Here is a 19,185-nt window from a genome sequence, read left to right on the forward strand (position 1 = left end):
CGATGTAGGTCAGTTAATGTTTTCTGTACGAAAGCGTAGTACAACGTAGCGACAGTAACAAGCCGTTGTCACAGGATGTGATGCTTTTAGGCTAACTTCCTTTATACGAGTGAACTCGAAAAATCCAGACGCAATTACGCTGGGGCGTAATTGATTATAATTGGAATTTTTGAATGATAGTGCGTAATTGCTGTGCCATTTCAGCGAGGTTATTTGAAGAGGTTGTAATTTCCTCCATGCTAGCTGCTTGTTCTTCTGAGGCAGCAGCAACGTTTTGAATATTACCTGATGACTGAATGGCAATGGCGTTCATATGTTCAGCAGAATGAACAATATGCTGAATATCTTCGTTCATATGAAGCATATTTGTATTCACATGATTAACTTCCTCTGCCAATGTTTGAATTTGTTTATAAATGGTTCTAAAGGCTTCACCAGAATCGCTAAAAGTAGTAGCACTTTCGATGAGATTATGATGACTAGTCGCCATCGATGTCACTGCATGATGCGATTCTTCTCTAATTGTATCAATATGTTCACGAATATTATTTGTTGCCGCTAATGATTGATCTGCTAGTTTTCGTACTTCCTCTGCTACAACGGCAAAGCCTTTCCCATGCTCACCAGCTCTTGCTGCCTCAATGGAAGCGTTCAATGCGAGTAAATTTGTTTGATCTGTAATGGCTTTAATTAATGTAATAATGTCACCAATTTCATTTGTATAATCATTTAAACGCTGGACGACTGTTGATGTTTCTTGAATAGCGGATGTCGTTAGGGCCATTTTTTCGATGGCATTTTCAATTGTTGTATTGCCGTTTGCTGAAATAGACGATGCTGCTTTGGCTTGTGATGTAATGTCATTGACAGATGCTACGGCATTGCTCATTTTTCCAGAGATGGCGGTAATATATTGCTCGACCTCGTCAATCGTCAATGTTTGTTTTTCAGAGCCAGCAGAAATTTCTTGCATAGAAGAAGTAATTTGCTGAATAGATGCACTTGTTTGCTCAGAGCCAGCTGTTAATTCCTCAGACATAGCAGCCACTTGCTCAGCATTGTCTGAAATTTGCTGAATGAGTGTGCGTAAGTCTGCTGTCATATTTTCAATGCCCTGTGCGAGCTGTGCAATTTCGTTGGAGCCTGAAATATGCAATGCTTCCGCAGCTAAATCACCTGTTGCTACTTTTTCAACATATGTCGTCATTTTTTTAATCGGCTTAATAATCATAATACTAATGAAATAAGCGATGATAATACCTGCAGCGATAAAAATAGCTGTCATAATGATACAAACCCATAAGATTTGCGTTTGGAGTGTCGTGATAAATGAAGCATCCATATCTAAACCGAGAAGGAAGTTTGTATCTTTAAACGGCAGGAAGATGGCTTTATGTGTGCCGAATTCATCTTGATAAATATCACTCATTTGGGCATCGCCAGTTTCTAATGCAAGACGCATTTCTTTTGAAAATGTATAATCCTGCATTTTGATATCTGTGTCGCTCATCGCTACGATATGTTCTTTCTCACCTGTGTTTGACAGGATGTAGACACTTTCAATGTTATATTTCTCAACAGAGCGGTTTAAGCGTGTAACTAATTTATTATATTTATTTGGACTGCCATTTTCAGCAGCAATAATATCATATTTATCAATTTTATCTACAATATCACCCGATATCGTTTGGAGTGAGCTTTCAAACTGTGTTAAAACAAAATCGTCGATAATACGTGAAGCGGTAGTGAATAAGACATAACTAAAGATGGAAGAAATGATAACAATTGGAATGGTAAAACTCGCAATATATTTATAGAGTAAAGAGCGTTTGAGCTTAGACAATGTGTGAATCCTCCTTGATATAGTAAACTCTTTGTGAAAATCCGTGCTATTTGTTGCTACAATAATGAATTGATTTATATTATTTGTATCATGTATATAGTGCTTAATGCCCTTATATAGTTGTCTGACGAGTAGGATAATTTGCTGGATTCATAATATCATATTCCGATAGAAAAACTCTATTTTCTGATTTTTTAGAATGATTTCATTTTCAAGCGTGAAAATTTACATATTTTTAACGTTTCATCATGATGTTCCTGTGTACTATGAATATATCCAGTGGAGAAAGTAGTTGAATTGAATGCGTACATTGTGGGAAATTTTTTTCGTTGCTTTAAAATTAGGCTGTACATCGTTTGGGGGACCGATTGCACATTTGGGTTATTTTCAACAAGAATACATACAGAAGCGTAAATGGTTAACAAATGATACGTATAGTCAACTTGTAGCGCTTAGTCAATTTTTACCTGGGCCCGCTTCTAGTCAAGTGGGGATGGGCATTGGTTTATTGAGAGGTGGCATATTGGGAGGGATAGTGTCATTTTTAGGCTTTACATTGCCATCAGCGCTACTATTAATGTTTTTTGCTTATTTTTATACACATACAACACTCGATATGGGATGGACACAGGGCTTGAAATTAGTAGCCGTAGCCATTGTAGCGCAGGCTATTGTTGATATGTCTAAAAAGTTACTAACAAATAGTTATCACATTGCTATCGCTATAGGTGTGCTTATTTTGATGCTTGTGTGGGTTCATCCGTTAGCGCAAATAACAGCGATTAGCATGGCTGCTATCGTTGGTTATTATTGGTTTAGGGGAAATAGCCAATCTGTAAATGTGTATACAATCAACTTACCGATGACAAAAAAAGTGGGAATGGGCTGCTTATTATTGTTTGTGCTACTACTTGTTAGTTTGCCGATAGCTGCTACATATATAAACAATGAATGGCTCATACTAGCTGAGAAATTTTATATGGCAGGAGCCTTCGTGTTTGGTGGTGGTCATGTTGTTTTACCATTGCTCGAAGCGCAATTTGTTCATAGTGGCTTGCTGAGTTCTGCTGATTTTTTAGCAGGTTATGGTGTGACACAAGCCGTACCTGGTCCATTATTCACTTTTGCAGCCTATATTGGGATGACCGTTGCTGGTGTATTTGGAGCAACTGTAGCGATTGTAGCCATTTTTTTACCCGCCTTTTTATTAGTAGTAGGTGTACTGCCATTTTGGTTCACATATGGGCAGCATGCTAAACTAAGAGGGGCGATGATGGGGGCGAATGCAGCAGTTGTAGGCATTTTAACTGCGGCTTTTGTTCAACCAATTGTTATCGATACAATTCACAGTGCTTTAGATGGTGTGCTAGCATGTATATTTTTCTTATGCTTACTACGTTGGAAAGTACAGCCGTATTTATTAGTAGCAATCGGTATTGTAGTAGGATTGTTATTCTATTAATAGATGGATTCATGGCGTTCTGTTTATGGATTGTTTATAATGGGAGAGACTTTATGAGAAAGAAGGGATAATTATGGCACGGGGTGTTTATATTCATATTCCTTTTTGTCATCAAATTTGCAATTATTGCGACTTCAATAAATTTTATTTTCAAAATCAACCTGTAGACGATTACATAGAAATGCTGGGACAAGAGATGGCATTTGTCACACAAAAAAATCCTGAGCATTTTCAACAAATTGAGACGGTATTTCTTGGTGGTGGAACACCAACAGCGTTATCGCCTCAACAGCTAAAACGGTTGCTTGAACTGATTCAAACGTATATTCCAATGGATTATGTGACAGAATTTACATCAGAGGCAAATCCTGATGAATTATCAGCGGATAAGCTTTACGCATTGCTTGATGGAGGTGTGAACCGCTTAAGCATGGGCGTGCAATCTTTTGATGAGGAACTGTTACAGAAAATAGGACGAACACATAGTAATGAACATGTTTATGACACCATTGCTTTAGCAAAAAAAGTGGGCTTTGTTAACATTAGTATTGATTTGATGTACGGATTACCAGGTCAAACAATGGCACAATGGCGAGATTCATTAGCCAAGGCATTGGCCCTCAAACTACCACATTATTCAGCCTACTCATTAATTGTTGAACCGAAAACGATTTTTTATAATCAGTATGCGAAAGGTAAATTACATTTGCCAACGGAAGATTTGGAAGCGGATATGTATGATGTATTGATGTTAGAAATGGAAGCAAGTGGATTGCAACAATATGAAATTAGCAACTTTGCTCAGCCTGGCTTTCATTCCGTGCACAACCAAATTTATTGGGATAATGATGAATATGCTGGCTTTGGTGCAGGAGCACATGGCTATTTAGCTGGTGTACGTTATTCTAATCATGGACCATTGAAGAAATACATGGAAACGATTAAAAATGGTGACTTGCCTTATGTACATGAGCATCTTGTTACGCCGAATGAGCGACGAGAAGAGCAAATGTTTTTAGGCTTGCGTAAAACAGCAGGTGTTTTGCACAGTATATATGAGGAAAAATTTCAAGAGTCCCTGTATGTACGCTATGGAAAGGTGATTGACAAGCTTGTGTCAGAGGAGCTTTTAGTACATGATACAGCGGGAATTCGCCTTACACGTAAAGGTCGTTTTGTAGGGAATGAGGTATTCCAACAATTTTTACTGTGACATGTACACATCGTCGCTAAAGCCTTTAAATCAACTGTTACAACAGCATACAATGTTACCTCGATATAATTGATTAGAAAATTGAGCGATTTCGTTGACAGAAAAAGTGGGATTTGATAACTTAATAATAGTATTAGCACTCCTCTTAGTTGAGTGCTAACAGAGGTGATGATCATGTTAACAAATCGGCAGCTACAAATATTGCAAGTAATCATTGATGATTTTATTTTGTCAGCACAGCCGGTAGGTTCTCGCCAAATCTCCAAAAAAACAGAGATTACATTTAGTCCCGCTACCATTCGTAATGAGATGGCGGATTTAGAGGAATTGGGCTTTTTAGAAAAAACACATACCTCCTCTGGTCGAGTGCCTTCGGAAAAAGGTTATAGGTTTTATGTTGATCATTTGCTAAGCCCACAAGGCATTAATTCGAGGGATGTTCAGCAAATCCAATCTATCTTTAATGATCGTTTAGTAGAGGTAGAACAGGTTATTCGGAAGTCAGCTAATATTTTATCTGATTTGACATCGTATACATCTATTTTGTTGGGACCAGATGTACAACGACATCGTGTAAAACGATTTTCGATTGTGCCTCTTTCTACTGATACGGCAGTAGCCATTATCGTGACGAACAATGGTCATGTTGAAAATCGCATATTTAGTTTGCCACCGAATGTTACCGCTTCTGAATTGGAAAAAATGGTGAATATTTTAAATGAACGCTTAATTGGTGTACCATTAGAGGAGATTCATAAAAAGCTTGAAGCTGAAGTATTAGCCATTTTTCAACAGCATGTACAATCAGCAGATGAGTTCATTCATTCGCTTGTCACAGCGACAATGCATAATTCAGAAAGTAAAATTTTCTACGGTGGAAAAACCAACATGTTTAACCAGCCAGAGTTCCACGACTTAAATAAAGTTCGCATGATTTTAGATTTAATGGAAACAAAAAGCCAAGTACATTCTCTTTTCCAGCCAAATGAATCGGGTATTCATATACGAATTGGCTCAGAGAACAAACAGTTGGGAATGGGCGACTGTAGTGTCATTACGACCACATATTCGATTGGTGAAGACCAACAAGGGGCGATTGCCATTATCGGTCCTACACGTATGGATTATCGACGTGTTGTGGCTTTACTAGAAATCATGCGCATGGATTTAACACAAGCCTTTACGAAAAAATCGTAATGATGGCTGATGAGGAGGATTTACGTGACAGAGACAACAGAAAACAAAGATCTTGTACAAGAAGAAAATGTAGTAACAGAAGAAACGGTAGAAGAGCAAGCTGAATTGACAGTGGAGGAGCAGTATGAGGCGCAGATTGCTGAATTACAAGCAAAGCTAGATGATGAAGAGAATCGTCACCTACGCCTGCGTGCAGACTTTGACAATTTACGTCGTCGCCAACAACTTGACCGTGAAGCGGCAGAAAAATATCGAGCACAAAGCCTACTAACGGATTTATTACCAGTGCTTGATAACTTTGAACGTGCTTTACAAGTAGAAACAACTTCTGAAGAAACAGCTTCTATTGTTAAAGGGATTGAAATGGTCTATCGTTCTTTAATCGAGGCGACTGAACGTGAAGGCTTACAAGTTATTCAGGCTGAGGGACAACCATTTGACCCTAATGTGCATCAAGCGGTTATGCAAGAACAAGATAGCGAAAAAGAAGCAGGCACGGTTGTACGTGAATTGCAAAAAGGCTATTTATTAAAGGATCGTGTATTACGTCCATCAATGGTATCTGTGAACGAATAGTTATTCGTGCTATTTTTTAATAAATATAATGGAAATGACGCATTTATAGCGTTTCATAAATAGGAGGAACTTTAGAATGAGCAAAATTATTGGTATTGACTTAGGAACAACAAACTCTTGTGTATCTGTACTTGAAGGCGGCGAGCCAAAAGTAATTCCAAATCCAGAAGGTAACCGTACAACGCCATCTGTTGTGGCATTCAAAAACGGTGAACGTCAAGTTGGGGAAGTGGCAAAACGTCAATCTGTGACAAACCCAAACACAATTATTTCGATTAAATCAAAAATGGGCACAGCAGAAAAAGTAAAAGTGGAAGATACAGAATATACACCACAAGAAGTATCTGCGATGATTCTTCAATACTTAAAAGGCTATGCAGAAGACTATTTAGGTGAAAAAGTAACAAAAGCTGTTATTACAGTACCTGCATACTTCAACGATGCACAACGTCAAGCAACAAAAGACGCTGGTAAAATTGCTGGTTTAGAGGTAGAACGTATTATCAACGAACCAACTGCTGCGGCGTTAGCATATGGTTTAGATAAACAAGACCAAGACCAAAAAGTATTAGTATTTGACCTTGGTGGTGGTACATTTGACGTATCAATTCTTGAACTAGGCGATGGCGTATTTGAAGTATTAGCAACTGCGGGTGATAACAAACTTGGTGGAGATGACTTCGATGACGCAATCATTGAATATTTAGTAGCTGAATTCAAAAAAGAAAACGGCATTGATTTATCAAAAGATAAAATGGCCATGCAACGTTTAAAAGATGCGGCTGAAAAAGCGAAAAAAGACTTATCAGGTGTAACATCTACACAAATTTCATTACCATTCATCACAGCTGGTGAAGCAGGCCCATTACACTTAGAAGTCACTTTAACACGTGCAAAATTCGATGAAATTACATTACCATTAGTAACACGTACAGTAGGTCCAGTACGTCAAGCATTATCAGATGCAGGTTTATCTGCTTCTGAATTAGATCAAGTTATTTTAGTTGGTGGTTCTACACGTATCCCAGCAGTACAAGAAGCTGTACGCAAGGAAACAGGAAAAGAGCCACACCGCGGTGTAAACCCAGATGAAGTAGTAGCAATGGGTGCTGCTGTTCAAGGTGGGGTATTAACAGGTGATGTGAAGGACGTTGTATTACTTGATGTAACACCATTATCATTAGGTATTGAAACAATGGGTGGCGTGTTCACGAAATTAATCGACCGTAACACAACAATCCCAACATCTAAATCACAAGTGTTCTCAACTGCAGCGGATAACCAACCAGCAGTAGATATTCATGTACTACAAGGTGAACGTTCAATGGCAGCGGACAATAAAACATTAGGTCGCTTCCAATTAGCGGATATTCCACCAGCACCACGTGGTATTCCACAAATCGAGGTAACATTCGATATTGATAAAAACGGTATCGTATCTGTTAAAGCAAAAGACCTTGGTACAAATAAAGAACAAACAATCGTGATTCAATCAGATTCAGGCTTATCTGAGGAAGAAATCGAGCGTATGGTGAAAGATGCTGAAGCAAACGCAGAAGCTGATGCATTGCGTAAAGAAGAAGCAGATTTACGCAATGAAGCAGATCAATTAGTATTCCAAGTAGATAAAACAATTGCAGATTTAGGCGAGCAAATTACAGAAGATGAGAAAAAATCTGTAGAGGATGCACGTGATGAGCTGAAAAAAGCACTTGAAGCAGGCGAATTAGAAGGCATTAAAACAGCAAAAGAAAAACTAGAAGGCGTATTACAGCCACTAGTAATGAAAGTATATGAGCAAGCGGCAGCAGCGGCTCAGGCAGCACAAGGTGGCGAAGCAGGCGCGGACGCTGGTGCAAAAGATGATGGGATTGTAGATGCTGATTTTGAAGAAGTAAAAGACGATAAATAAGCTATATACAGTTGAGGAAAAGCCAAAGACCGCTTGCGGCTTTGGCTTTTCACTTTGACAAATGTGATGTACAATAGACTTTATGTAAAAAGAGCGGAGTGTGACTCATGGAAAAACGTGATTATTACGAGGTGCTTGGTTTAACGAAATCAGCTTCTAAAGATGAAATTAAAAAAGCCTATCGTAAATTATCCAAGCAATATCACCCAGACTTGAATAAAGAGCCAGGGGCAGACGAAAAATTTAAAGAAATCGCAGAAGCCTATGAAGTGTTAAGCGATGACCAAAAGAAAGCGCGCTACGACCAATTCGGTCATGAAGATCCAAATGCAGGCTTCGGTGGTGGTGGTTTCGGAGGCGGCGGCTTTGGCGGCTTCGAGGATATTTTCAGTTCCTTCTTTGGCGGCGGTGGGCGTCGTCAAGACCCAAATGCGCCACGCAAAGGGGACGATTTACAATATCGCATGAACATTAAATTTGAGGAAGCGATTTTTGGAAAAGAAACAGAAATCGAAATTCCGAAAGATGAGCTATGTGATACATGTCATGGCTCAGGTGCAAAGCCAGGAACACAGCCTGAAACATGTTCGACATGTAATGGTGCTGGTCAGGTGAATCAAGCAGTAGATACACCATTTGGTCGTATGATGAACCGTCGCACTTGTTCAACATGTCAAGGGACAGGTAAAATTATTAAAGAAAAATGTTCAACATGTCGTGGCGCTGGTAAAGTGCAAAAACGTAAGAAAATTAAAGTATCGATTCCAGCAGGTGTCGATGATGGGCAACAAATTCGTGTTACAGGTCAAGGAGAGCCAGGCGTCAACGGTGGTCCAGCAGGCGACTTATACATTATGTTCCGTGTACAAGGGCATAAAGAATTCGAACGTGATGGCGATGATATTTACTATGAGTTGAAGTTAACATTCCCACAAGCGGCTCTTGGCGATGAAATTGAAGTGCCAACTGTGCATGGTAAAGTGAAGCTACGCATTCCAGCAGGTACACAATCGGGCGCACAATTCCGCTTGAAAGACAAAGGGGTTAAAAATGTGCATGGCTACGGCACTGGTAACCAATATGTGACAGTAAAAGTGATGACACCTGAAAAACTAACAGAAAAACAAAAGCAATTATTGCGTGAGTTTGCAGAAATTAGTGGCGATATTCCAGAAGAACAAGGAAGCTCACTGTTCGACAAGATTAAGAAAAAATTCCAAGGTGAATAATTAGAGGAGCTGAAATGCTACGTGAAGTGGTCAGAGTTATCCATCCATACGAAAAATGAAGCGGTAGAAGCAATTTCAAATATTTTGCATGAAGCAGGTGCAAGTGGTGTCGTGATTGAAGATTCAGCGGAATTTGGCAAGCCGAGAGAAGATCAATACGGTGAAATTTATGCACTCAATGAAGATGATTTCCCAAAAGACGGTGTCATTGTGAAAGCTTATTTGTCAGAATCCAGCTTTTTAAATGAAACAGTAGAAGAAATTAAAGTAGCAATTACCAACTTAACGAACTTTAATATTGATATTGGTGAAAACAGTGTGACGGTTGTAGAAGTGAATGAGGAAGATTGGGCAACAGCATGGAAGCAATATTATCATCCTGTCAAAATTTCTGAACGCTTTACAATTGTACCGACATGGGAAGATTATACACCTGTGTCAACGGATGAACTGATTATCGAGCTTGACCCTGGTATGGCATTTGGTACAGGTACACATCCAACAACGGTGATGTGTTTACAGGGACTTGAAAAAATTGTAAAAGCAGATAATACCGTAGTGGATGTTGGTACAGGTTCAGGTGTCCTATCTGTTGGGGCAGCATTGCTTGGTGCAAAAAGTGTGCATGCTTTAGATTTGGATGAGGTGGCAGTACGTTCAGCAAAGGAAAACGTGACACTGAATAAAGTAGACGATCAAGTGACTGTCTATCATGGAAACTTGCTAGATACAGTGAAGGAGCCAGCAGACGTTGTGGTGGCGAATATTTTAGCAGATATCATCATTTCCTTTACAGATGATGCGTTTTCTATTGTCAAACCAGGTGGCTACTATATCACTTCAGGCATCATCGGCGCAAAACGTGATGAGGTCAAAGCAGCATTACAGGCTTCAGGCTTTGTCATTGAAGAAGTATTATTAATGGAAGATTGGGTAGCGATTATCGCTCGTCGTCCACTATAAATTGACTAGAAAAGCGCCAGATCATTAGCATTTGGCGCTTTTTTGAAAATAAAGGAGCGAGTCAATGTGCAACGTTATTTTATTGAAACAGCTATTGAAGGAGCACGCATTACAGGAGAAGATGCCCGTCATATGATAAAAGTAATGCGCATGAAGGAAGGCGACAAAATCGTTGTCGTTGCGCAACAGATGGCACATATTTGTACGATTCAAGATTTTGTGGATGATGAGGTATGCATTCAAGCGACAGGTGAACAAATACCATCACCTGAGTTACCTGTGCAAGTGACGATTGCCTGTGGTTTACCAAAGGGCGATAAATTAGAATTTATTGCACAAAAGGCAACAGAGCTTGGCATGTTTGCCCTATTGCCATTTGAAGCAGAGCGTTCCATTGTGAAATGGGATGCGAAAAAGGGTGCTAAAAAACAAGAACGTCTACAGAAGATTGCTAAGGAAGCGGCAGAGCAATCCCATCGTACACATATTCCAATCATTCATGAACCTGTCTCTTTCCAACAATTCATCAAGCAGCTAGGCGATTTTGACGCTGTTTTTATAGCAGATGAAGAAGATGCTAAGGTTGAAAATCGCACAAAATTTGCAGAGAAATTAAGAAATACTAGCAATACGAAATCGATTTTACTTATTTTTGGTCCAGAAGGTGGCATTGCACGTAAAGAAGTGGAGAAATTACAGCAGGCTGGCGCACAAACGATGTCATTAGGACCACGAATTTTACGAGCAGAAACCGCACCACTTTATGCGTTGTCAGCGATATCGTATGAGTTGGAATAAAAGAAAAAGGTATATTTTAAAAAATATAGATTTAATATAAGTAGGTAGAGGATACTTTTTAGGAGAATTATAAAATAGATAGATGAGTGTTGTGAGAGAATATACTTAAGCTAATGAGTAGAATAATTCAGCAAAAGTTTAAGTCTTAGGGGGATTTCAATGACAACTTTTTTCTTCATACTGATGGGCTTCTTTATCGTTATTGCTAATATTATTGCGTTTATATTTTATAACAAAAAGAAAAATTTATATTTTGCTGCTTTTGTACTATTACTACTAGCCATTTTATTTGGTTCAATTGGTGGCGTATTAGCCATATTTATTATTCATGATCCGTTTGCGATATTTTATGGCATACAGCTGGGACAGTATTTGGTAACAAATAGCATAATTGTTTTTATGATGGCTATTTTAGTAAGTATCATAAAAAAATATAACAACAGAAAAGTTTAATTTATAAGTGTAGGTAACGTCATGTGGGAAATGAGGATTTTTTATAGTGATGTAAAGTGACAAAAGAGATGAGAATTTTAATCAATAGATAACATTGTTTGTTACTACTTTCTTAACTCTAGCCAAAAAACTAGGCTCCTTTTATTCTTTTGTGCTATTATAGATTAGTTAATGATTTGAACATATATAGTTATTTTTGAAAGGATGAAAAAATGATGAGTCAGGAGCGTGCAAAAACGGTTGCCTTCCACACCTTAGGATGCAAGGTAAATCACTACGAGACGGAAGCGATCTGGCAATTATTTAAGGAGCAGGACTATGGACGTACAGAATTCGAGCAACAGGCAGATGTGTATGTCATTAATACATGTACTGTAACCAACACAGGGGATAAAAAATCACGTCAAGTCATTCGTCGTGCGGTTCGTCAAAATCCAGATGCGGTGATTTGTGTGACAGGTTGCTATGCGCAAACATCACCTGCTGAAATTATGGCGATTCCTGGTGTAGATATTGTTGTGGGAACACAGGACCGCACAAAACTACTAGGCTACATTGAACAATACCGTACAGAGCGTCAGCCAATTAATGCGGTGCGCAATATTATGAAAAATCGCGTCTATGAGGAATTGGATGTGCCCGCGTTTACAGACCGTACACGTGCATCATTAAAAATTCAAGAAGGCTGTAATAATTTCTGTACATTTTGTATTATTCCATGGGCACGTGGCTTAATGCGTTCACGTGATCCACAAGAGGTATTACAACAAGCACAGCAATTAGTGGATGCAGGCTACTTGGAAATTGTGTTAACAGGTATTCATACAGGTGGCTATGGTCAAGATTTGAAGGACTATAATTTAGCTCAATTATTACGTGATTTAGAAGCAAATGTAAAGGGCTTGAAGCGTTTGCGTATTTCTTCGATTGAAGCAAGTCAGTTAACAGATGAAGTGATTGAGGTATTACGTGAATCGAATATCGTCGTGAATCATTTACACATTCCGATTCAATCAGGCTCTGATACGGTATTAAAACGTATGCGTCGTAAATATACAATGGAATTTTTCGGTGAACGTTTAACGAAATTGCATGAAGCATTGCCAAACCTTGCCGTGACATCGGATGTAATTGTTGGCTTCCCAGGTGAGACAGAGGAAGAATTTATGGAAACATATCATTTCATTCGTGACCACAAGTTCTCTGAATTACATGTATTCCCATTCTCTCCGCGTACAGGTACACCTGCTGCACGTATGGAGGATCAAATTGCGGAAGACGTGAAAAATGAACGTGTCCATCGCTTAATTGCGCTAAATGACCAATTGGCAAAAGAATATGCGGCTCGCTTTGAGGATGAAGTGTTGGAAATTATTCCAGAAGAGCGCTTTAAAGAATCAAATAACGACAATCTGTATGTTGGCTATACAGATAACTATTTAAAAGTTGTCTTTGAAGGGACAGAAGACATGATTGGACAGCTTGTGAAGGTGAAAATCACGAAGGCAGGTTATCCATACAATGAGGGGCAGTTTGTCCGTGTATTAGAAGAACAACTGCAATAATAAACAAGCACAACTTACATTCTTGTAGGTTGTGTTTTTATTTTACTTTCCATCAAACTTACGCTAAAGTTAGAAAGCATCATTTTTAAAGGAGGGCTTTCCATGCAGCAAACGTATATTGAAATTGTTAACGCAAGAGAGAATAATTTGAAAAATGTTAGTCTCCAAATACCGAAAAATAAAATTACAGTATTTACAGGTGTTTCAGGTTCAGGAAAATCATCCATTGTCTTTGATACGATTGCACAGGAGGCAGGTCGTCAATTAAATGAAACGTATAGTAGCTTTGTGCGCACATTTTTACCACGCTATCGTCGTCCAGAGGCGGATGCGATTCATAATTTGTCAACAGCTATTGTAGTCGATCAAAAACGCTTTGGAGGCAATGCACGTTCTACACTTGGTACAGCAACAGATATTAACTCATTGCTAAGATTGTTATTTTCACGCTTTGCCACGCCGAGTATTGGTTATGGAAATGCCTATTCTTTTAATGACCCGAGCGGTATGTGTCCACAATGTGAAGGAATCGGAAGAACGATTACCTTAAATATAGCGACAACCTTAGATATGGAAAAATCCTTGAATGAGGGGGCTATTTTATTGCCAGGCTTTGGACCAGGGACTTGGCAATGGAAGGCTTATGCTGAATCTGGCTTTTTTGATAATGATAAAAAATTAAAAGACTATACAAAAGAAGAGCTTCATCAATTAATGTATGCCGATTCACAAAAAGTGATGGTAAGCTACCAAAATACTGAAATCAATGCAACATATGAAGGCATTGCAGTGAAATTTATGCGTCAAAATGTGAAAACAGAGAAAGATACAACAAAGGCGGCTGCTAGTAAGCTCGAGCAATTTACAACCACTTGTACATGTCCTACCTGTGACGGCACGCGCTATAATCCAACTGTATTAAGCTCGAAGCTATTAGGTTATTCTATTTATGATATGACGGCAATGCAGCTCGATGATTTAATCGCTACATTGAAAAAGCTAGAAGAACCAATGGCACAGCAGCTTATCGAAGGCATCATCGAACGTCTGCAAAGCTTATGTGATATTGGTCTAGGCTATATGACGCTGACACGTGAAACACCAACATTATCAGGTGGGGAGTCCCAACGTGTGAAAATGGTGAAATATTTGTCCAGTAATTTAACAGGCTTGCTCTATATATTTGATGAACCAAGTACAGGGCTACATCCACATGACGTCTATCGTTTAAATGATTTGTTGGTGAAATTACGTGATAAAGGGAATACAGTGCTTGTTGTGGAACATGATTCAGATGTTATTCGTATCGCAGACCATGTCATTGATGTAGGACCAGCAGCTGGTGCAGGTGGTGGGCAAATTATGTTTAGTGGTAGCTATGAGGAGCTGTTAACATCTGATACATTGACAGCAAAATATTTAAAAAATCAAGCAACGATTAAGGTAAATCCACGACCTGCCACAACATTTTTAGAGAGTGAAAAAAGCACGTTGCATAATTTGAAAAATGTCAGTCTGCGTGTGCCGCTTGGTATTTTGACAGCAGTGACAGGTGTAGCAGGCTCTGGAAAAAGTACATTGGTGAATGAAGTGTTTGCCAAGCAGTTTCCAGATGCTATTCGTATTGACCAAAGTGCTGTACAGGCAAATAGCCGTTCGAACCCATCCACATACACAGGTATTATGAATGCTATTCGTAAAGTATTTTCAGATGTGAATGGTGTGGAGGCGGGGTTATTTAGCTATAACTCAACAGGTGGCTGTGAAACATGTGGCGGGACAGGTACAATTGAACTAAACTTGTCCTTTATGGATAAAGCAGAGGTTGTTTGTGCTACATGTCAGGGTAATCGTTATAAGCAAGAGGTATTACAATACACTTATAAAGAGAAAAATATTGTCGATGTCATGGAAATGACCATTGCGGAGGCGGTCACTTTCTTTGAGGCGAAAGACATTCAACGTAAATTAACAACCTTAAATACAGTGGGCTTGTCGTACTTAACGTTAGGGCAACCGCTGAATACATTATCAGGTGGCGAATGTCAGCGATTAAAGCTAGCAAAGGAAATGACAACAAAAGGGAATATTTATATATTGGACGAGCCTACAACTGGTTTGCATATGTCAGATGTTGCGACGATTTTACAAATGCTCAATAAACTTGTGGAAAAAGGCAATACTGTACTTGTGATTGAGCATAATTTAGATGTCATTCGCCATAGTGACTGGTTAATTGATATCGGTCCAACAGGTGGTATCGGTGGAGGAGAAATTTTATACGAAGGTCCGCCTACAGGTATCGCCAGCTGTGAACGTTCGATTACAGCACAATATTTACAATCCGACATAGAAAAATAATAGAAAATGATTGGTGGAGAGGCTGTTTTATCTCCACCAATGATAAGTGACAAACAATTTTTTGTATTTGTAAAGCTGTGTATGCTGTTATTGTTGTAAATGGTATGATATAGTTGTACGGACAACTTATATTTTTTAAAGGAGCTATGATCATGACTCAAAATTATGCGAAAATGATTGACCACACATTATTAAAGGCAGATGCAAAACGTGACCAAATTGCACAAATTTGTGCAGAAGCAAAGCAATATGATTTTGCCTCTGTTTGTGTGAATCCGACATGGGTACAATATAGCGCAGAGCTTTTAGCAGGAACAGATGTAAAAGTTTGTACAGTAATTGGATTTCCATTAGGTGCAACAACATCAGCAGTAAAAGCATTTGAAACGAAGGATGCAATTGCGAACGGTGCTGGTGAAATTGATATGGTCATTAATATTGGCGCATTAAAAGATGGCGATTTTGACCTAGTACAAAGTGACATTCAAGCAGTAGTTGATGCAGCAAATGGTACACTTGTTAAGGTAATTATTGAAACATGCTTATTAACAGATGAAGAAAAAGTGAAAGCATGTGAATTATCTGTGGCAGCAGGTGCAGATTTTGTGAAAACATCTACTGGATTCTCTACAGGTGGCGCAACAGCAGAAGATATCGCTTTAATGCGTAAAACAGTAGGGCCAGACTTAGGTGTGAAGGCATCTGGTGGTGTGCGTAACTTAGAAGATATGCAAAAAATGGTGGAAGCTGGTGCAACACGTATCGGCGCAAGCTCAGGCGTAGCGATTGTCAATGGTTTAACAACTGATTCTAATTATTAATGCGATATCAATGATACATGAAATGGAGCAATCTACTACAGGATTGCTTCATTTTTTATATGGCAAAACCTCTGCTCATTGCTTGAAGTGAATATGGCTTTAGCTTCTCTCATATACTCCATTGAGCTAGGTATATGAGAAAGGAGGAGATTATGTTTTCACAATATAAATATTGGATGCCCTATATAAGCCCCTTTGATCCATGTAAGCCAATTAAAGTAAAAAGCTATGCAACGCCTCCGCAACTGTATATGGGTTTTCAGCCACCTAATTTACCTCAATTTGCAACCCCAAAAGAAGCACTCAGAGCTGGAACATTATGGCCAGCCTTATTTAGTGCCTATCCTAATCCACATAATGGAGGGGTGAAGAATGACTAAAAAGATGCCACCAGAATTTTATCAATTACTAGAAGAAATACAAGCCATCGATTTTGTAATTGTCGAATTAAACCTTTATCTAGATACACATCCAACTGATTATGAAGCGATTCGACAATTTAATGAGCAGACTGAAAAAAGCATGAAGTTGAAAATTGCATTTGAGCAGAAGTTTGGTCCTCTCATGAATTTTGGGAGAAGCTATTCAAATTATCCATTTAATTGGATTGATACACCGTGGCCATGGCAAGTGTAAACATGAAAGTGGGAGGAACTATATTTGTGGTATTATGAAAAAAAGCTACAGTATCCTGTGAGAGTGAGTACATGTAATCCCATGCTGGCGAAATTTTTAATTGAACAATATGGAGGCGCAGACGGAGAATTGGCAGCAGCACTGCGTTATATGAATCAACGATATACCATTCCTGATAAAGTGGTAGGGCTGCTGACAGATATCGCAACAGAAGAATTTTCGCATTTAGAAATGATTGCTACTATGATTTATAAGCTGACAAAAGATGCCACACCTGAGATGTTAAAGGAAGCAGGATTAGGTGATTACTATGTAAATCATGATCGCGCATTATTTTACCAAAATGCTGCGGGTGCCCCGTTTACAGCTACTTATATTCAGGCAAAAGGAGACCCGATTGCTGATTTATATGAGGATATTGCTGCAGAAGAAAAAGCACGTGCTACCTATCAATGGATCATCGATTTATCAGATGATACAGATTTAAATGATAGTTTGAAATTTTTGCGTGAACGAGAAATTGTGCACTCGCAGCGTTTTCGAGAGGCAGTAGAAATTTTAAAAGAGGATCAAAATCAAAAGAAAGTATTTTAGGTATCTCTTACCTCTCCTACTGAAATAAAGCCCAAAATATTCGTATACTTTCTATTGACCATTATCAGACAATACGATATAATTTTTTAGTACACAACAGAAGGTAATTTGCCTAATTGTGTATTGACGTGTGTTCGGAGGGAGGGAAAGAGAGATGTCAAAAACTGTCGTTCGCAAAAACGAATCGCTTGAAGATGCTCTTCGTCGCTTCAAACGTACTGTATCAAAAAGTGGTACAATTCAAGAAGTTAGAAAGCGCGAGTTCTACGAAAAACCTAGCGTAAAACGTAAAAAGAAATCAGAAGCTGCACGTAAACGTAAGTGGTAATTTTAATTTCCCGTTAAAAATCCCTACGTTCATAACACGCAATCGTATGATTCACTGAGCAGATCAAAGATATACCTGAAGTTAACAGTTTTGCTGAGTAACTTCAGGTATTTTTCGTACACGTCTAAAAAAGTCGGCTACATGTAGTCGACTTTTTTATGTACAATATGCAAACAGATGGCTCTGTTAATTTTAATGATTGTTTTCTAAACAAATAATTTTGAGAACCTGATTTATTGTGGTTCGCCATTTTTTAGGATAGGAAAATAGGGATTTTTAATAATTATGAACATACACGATTTTATACAAGATAGGGAACACGTCTATCAAGCACAAATACAATTGCATCAACCATTTGAGGCATCTGTATAAATACGGCATAAAAAATGTCCATAAGAAAAGGCACGAAACACTATTAAATCAACGTTCGTATCTTTTAAATTGTCCTCCAAACTGTCATTGGGAACGTTTCTTAAACAATCGTACCTGATTGCGGTATAAATATTATATTTTTATTAGAACAGGGCTAACAAAATCAGTGCTTCTTCTGGCTAGTTGTGTTTATTATAGGTCAAGCCGTGATAGCTTACATTTCTTTCAGGGACATCCTATTCTACTATGGCTTCTGTTATTTTCCCATCTAGATTTTTAATCGCATGCACCGAATTATCCTGAATGATGCCTGTTTCTACAAAACCAAATGAAGCGTATAATTCTTTAGCTACGACATTATTTTTATGATAAAAGAGGTCTACATATTGCGCTTTCCCATATGGCATCTTTTCAATATCCGCCAACATTTTTTCAAAGGCAAGCTTGCCATATCCTTTCCCCTGATAACGCTTATCAATCATAATATGCCAAATGAAATAGGTCTTCGTTCCGTAATAAACTTCATTTTGAAATGATTCATGATCCGTCGTATCATAAATATACATCACAAATCCAATCATCGTATTATTCGCATAAATAGCTAATGGGGCTGCTGGTATACCATCTGTATTCAACATATGACCGTCTGCGAAGGATCTAAGGTTAGTAGTTTCTATAAATTCTTTCTGGTTTTCTTCAACATCAAGCGCTATTACCTCATCTATGTTATCCCCGTCTATTTTTCGTAATTCAATCATCTTTTTATCTCCTCTTCTAGGACAAGCTACTTTCACACCTAGTCTAAAACATTATAACCATAATTGTAAAAATAGGGTATAAAAATATTCATCCATGCTAACCC

Annotated in this window: 18 protein-coding genes; 16 read left to right on the top strand and 2 right to left on the bottom strand. The window is 38.5% G+C overall.

What is annotated here, in order from left to right; translation table 11 throughout:
- Positions 1-154: 154 nt before the first annotated feature.
- Positions 155-1,843, bottom strand: a complete 1,689-nt coding sequence (locus OPF91_RS08480) for a methyl-accepting chemotaxis protein (protein WP_264988314.1) — start codon at positions 1,841-1,843, stop codon at positions 155-157.
- 301 nt (positions 1,844-2,144) lie between these two features.
- Between OPF91_RS08480 and chrA the strand changes: the two genes are divergently transcribed.
- From chrA to rpsU, 16 genes are all read left to right on the top strand, one after another.
- Positions 2,145-3,305, top strand: coding sequence for a chromate efflux transporter (gene chrA, locus OPF91_RS08485; protein WP_264988315.1), 1,161 nt, complete (start codon positions 2,145-2,147; stop codon positions 3,303-3,305).
- A 73-nt stretch (positions 3,306-3,378) separates the two neighbouring features.
- A complete protein-coding gene (hemW, locus tag OPF91_RS08490) occupies positions 3,379-4,518 on the top strand; it encodes a radical SAM family heme chaperone HemW (RefSeq protein ID WP_264988316.1) in 1,140 nt (379 codons plus the stop codon).
- Between the two features lie 174 nt (positions 4,519-4,692).
- Complete coding sequence (hrcA, locus tag OPF91_RS08495; RefSeq protein ID WP_264988317.1) at positions 4,693-5,715, top strand: heat-inducible transcriptional repressor HrcA; 1,023 nt, start codon at positions 4,693-4,695, stop codon at positions 5,713-5,715.
- 24 nt (positions 5,716-5,739) lie between these two features.
- On the top strand, positions 5,740-6,291 hold the full coding sequence (gene grpE / locus OPF91_RS08500; RefSeq protein WP_264988318.1) for a nucleotide exchange factor GrpE: 552 nt from the start codon (positions 5,740-5,742) through the stop codon (positions 6,289-6,291).
- Positions 6,292-6,367: 76 nt separating this feature from the next.
- A complete protein-coding gene (gene dnaK / locus OPF91_RS08505) occupies positions 6,368-8,203 on the top strand; it encodes a molecular chaperone DnaK (RefSeq protein ID WP_264988319.1) in 1,836 nt (611 codons plus the stop codon).
- 107 nt (positions 8,204-8,310) lie between these two features.
- Positions 8,311-9,432: a molecular chaperone DnaJ gene (gene dnaJ / locus OPF91_RS08510; RefSeq protein ID WP_264988320.1), complete on the top strand. Its 1,122-nt coding sequence runs from the start codon at positions 8,311-8,313 to the stop codon at positions 9,430-9,432.
- A gap of 21 nt (positions 9,433-9,453) precedes the next feature.
- A complete protein-coding gene (gene prmA, locus OPF91_RS08515) occupies positions 9,454-10,395 on the top strand; it encodes a 50S ribosomal protein L11 methyltransferase (protein ID WP_264988321.1) in 942 nt (313 codons plus the stop codon).
- Positions 10,396-10,461: 66 nt separating this feature from the next.
- Positions 10,462-11,193, top strand: a complete 732-nt coding sequence (locus tag OPF91_RS08520; protein WP_264988322.1) for a 16S rRNA (uracil(1498)-N(3))-methyltransferase — start codon at positions 10,462-10,464, stop codon at positions 11,191-11,193.
- A gap of 159 nt (positions 11,194-11,352) precedes the next feature.
- Positions 11,353-11,646, top strand: coding sequence for a 3-isopropylmalate dehydrogenase (locus OPF91_RS08525; protein ID WP_264988323.1), 294 nt, complete (start codon positions 11,353-11,355; stop codon positions 11,644-11,646).
- Between the two features lie 215 nt (positions 11,647-11,861).
- The gene (gene mtaB / locus OPF91_RS08530; protein ID WP_264988324.1) at positions 11,862-13,211 is read left to right on the top strand and encodes a tRNA (N(6)-L-threonylcarbamoyladenosine(37)-C(2))-methylthiotransferase MtaB; all 1,350 of its coding nucleotides are present in this window, start codon (positions 11,862-11,864) and stop codon (positions 13,209-13,211) included.
- Positions 13,212-13,313: 102 nt separating this feature from the next.
- A complete protein-coding gene (locus OPF91_RS08535) occupies positions 13,314-15,572 on the top strand; it encodes an ATP-binding cassette domain-containing protein (protein ID WP_264988325.1) in 2,259 nt (752 codons plus the stop codon).
- A 152-nt stretch (positions 15,573-15,724) separates the two neighbouring features.
- A complete protein-coding gene (gene deoC, locus OPF91_RS08540) occupies positions 15,725-16,393 on the top strand; it encodes a deoxyribose-phosphate aldolase (RefSeq protein WP_264988326.1) in 669 nt (222 codons plus the stop codon).
- Between the two features lie 152 nt (positions 16,394-16,545).
- Positions 16,546-16,773, top strand: coding sequence for a spore coat associated protein CotJA (locus OPF91_RS08545; protein WP_264988327.1), 228 nt, complete (start codon positions 16,546-16,548; stop codon positions 16,771-16,773).
- Entirely contained in the window at positions 16,766-17,029 is a 264-nt protein-coding gene (locus OPF91_RS08550) for a spore coat protein CotJB (protein ID WP_264988328.1), read from the top strand. Before OPF91_RS08545 ends, OPF91_RS08550 begins: the two co-directional genes overlap by 8 nt.
- A 24-nt stretch (positions 17,030-17,053) precedes the next feature.
- A complete protein-coding gene (locus OPF91_RS08555) occupies positions 17,054-17,623 on the top strand; it encodes a manganese catalase family protein (RefSeq protein ID WP_264988329.1) in 570 nt (189 codons plus the stop codon).
- Between the two features lie 154 nt (positions 17,624-17,777).
- Positions 17,778-17,951: a 30S ribosomal protein S21 gene (gene rpsU / locus OPF91_RS08560; RefSeq protein WP_004227078.1), complete on the top strand. Its 174-nt coding sequence runs from the start codon at positions 17,778-17,780 to the stop codon at positions 17,949-17,951.
- A gap of 608 nt (positions 17,952-18,559) precedes the next feature.
- Here the strand turns inward: rpsU and OPF91_RS08565 are convergent.
- Positions 18,560-19,081: a GNAT family N-acetyltransferase gene (locus OPF91_RS08565; RefSeq protein ID WP_264988330.1), complete on the bottom strand. Its 522-nt coding sequence runs from the start codon at positions 19,079-19,081 to the stop codon at positions 18,560-18,562.
- Positions 19,082-19,185: the final 104 nt, after the last annotated feature.

The sequence above is a fragment of the Lysinibacillus piscis genome, assembly GCF_026012395.1.
Lineage (GTDB): Bacteria > Bacillota > Bacilli > Bacillales_A > Planococcaceae > Lysinibacillus > Lysinibacillus piscis.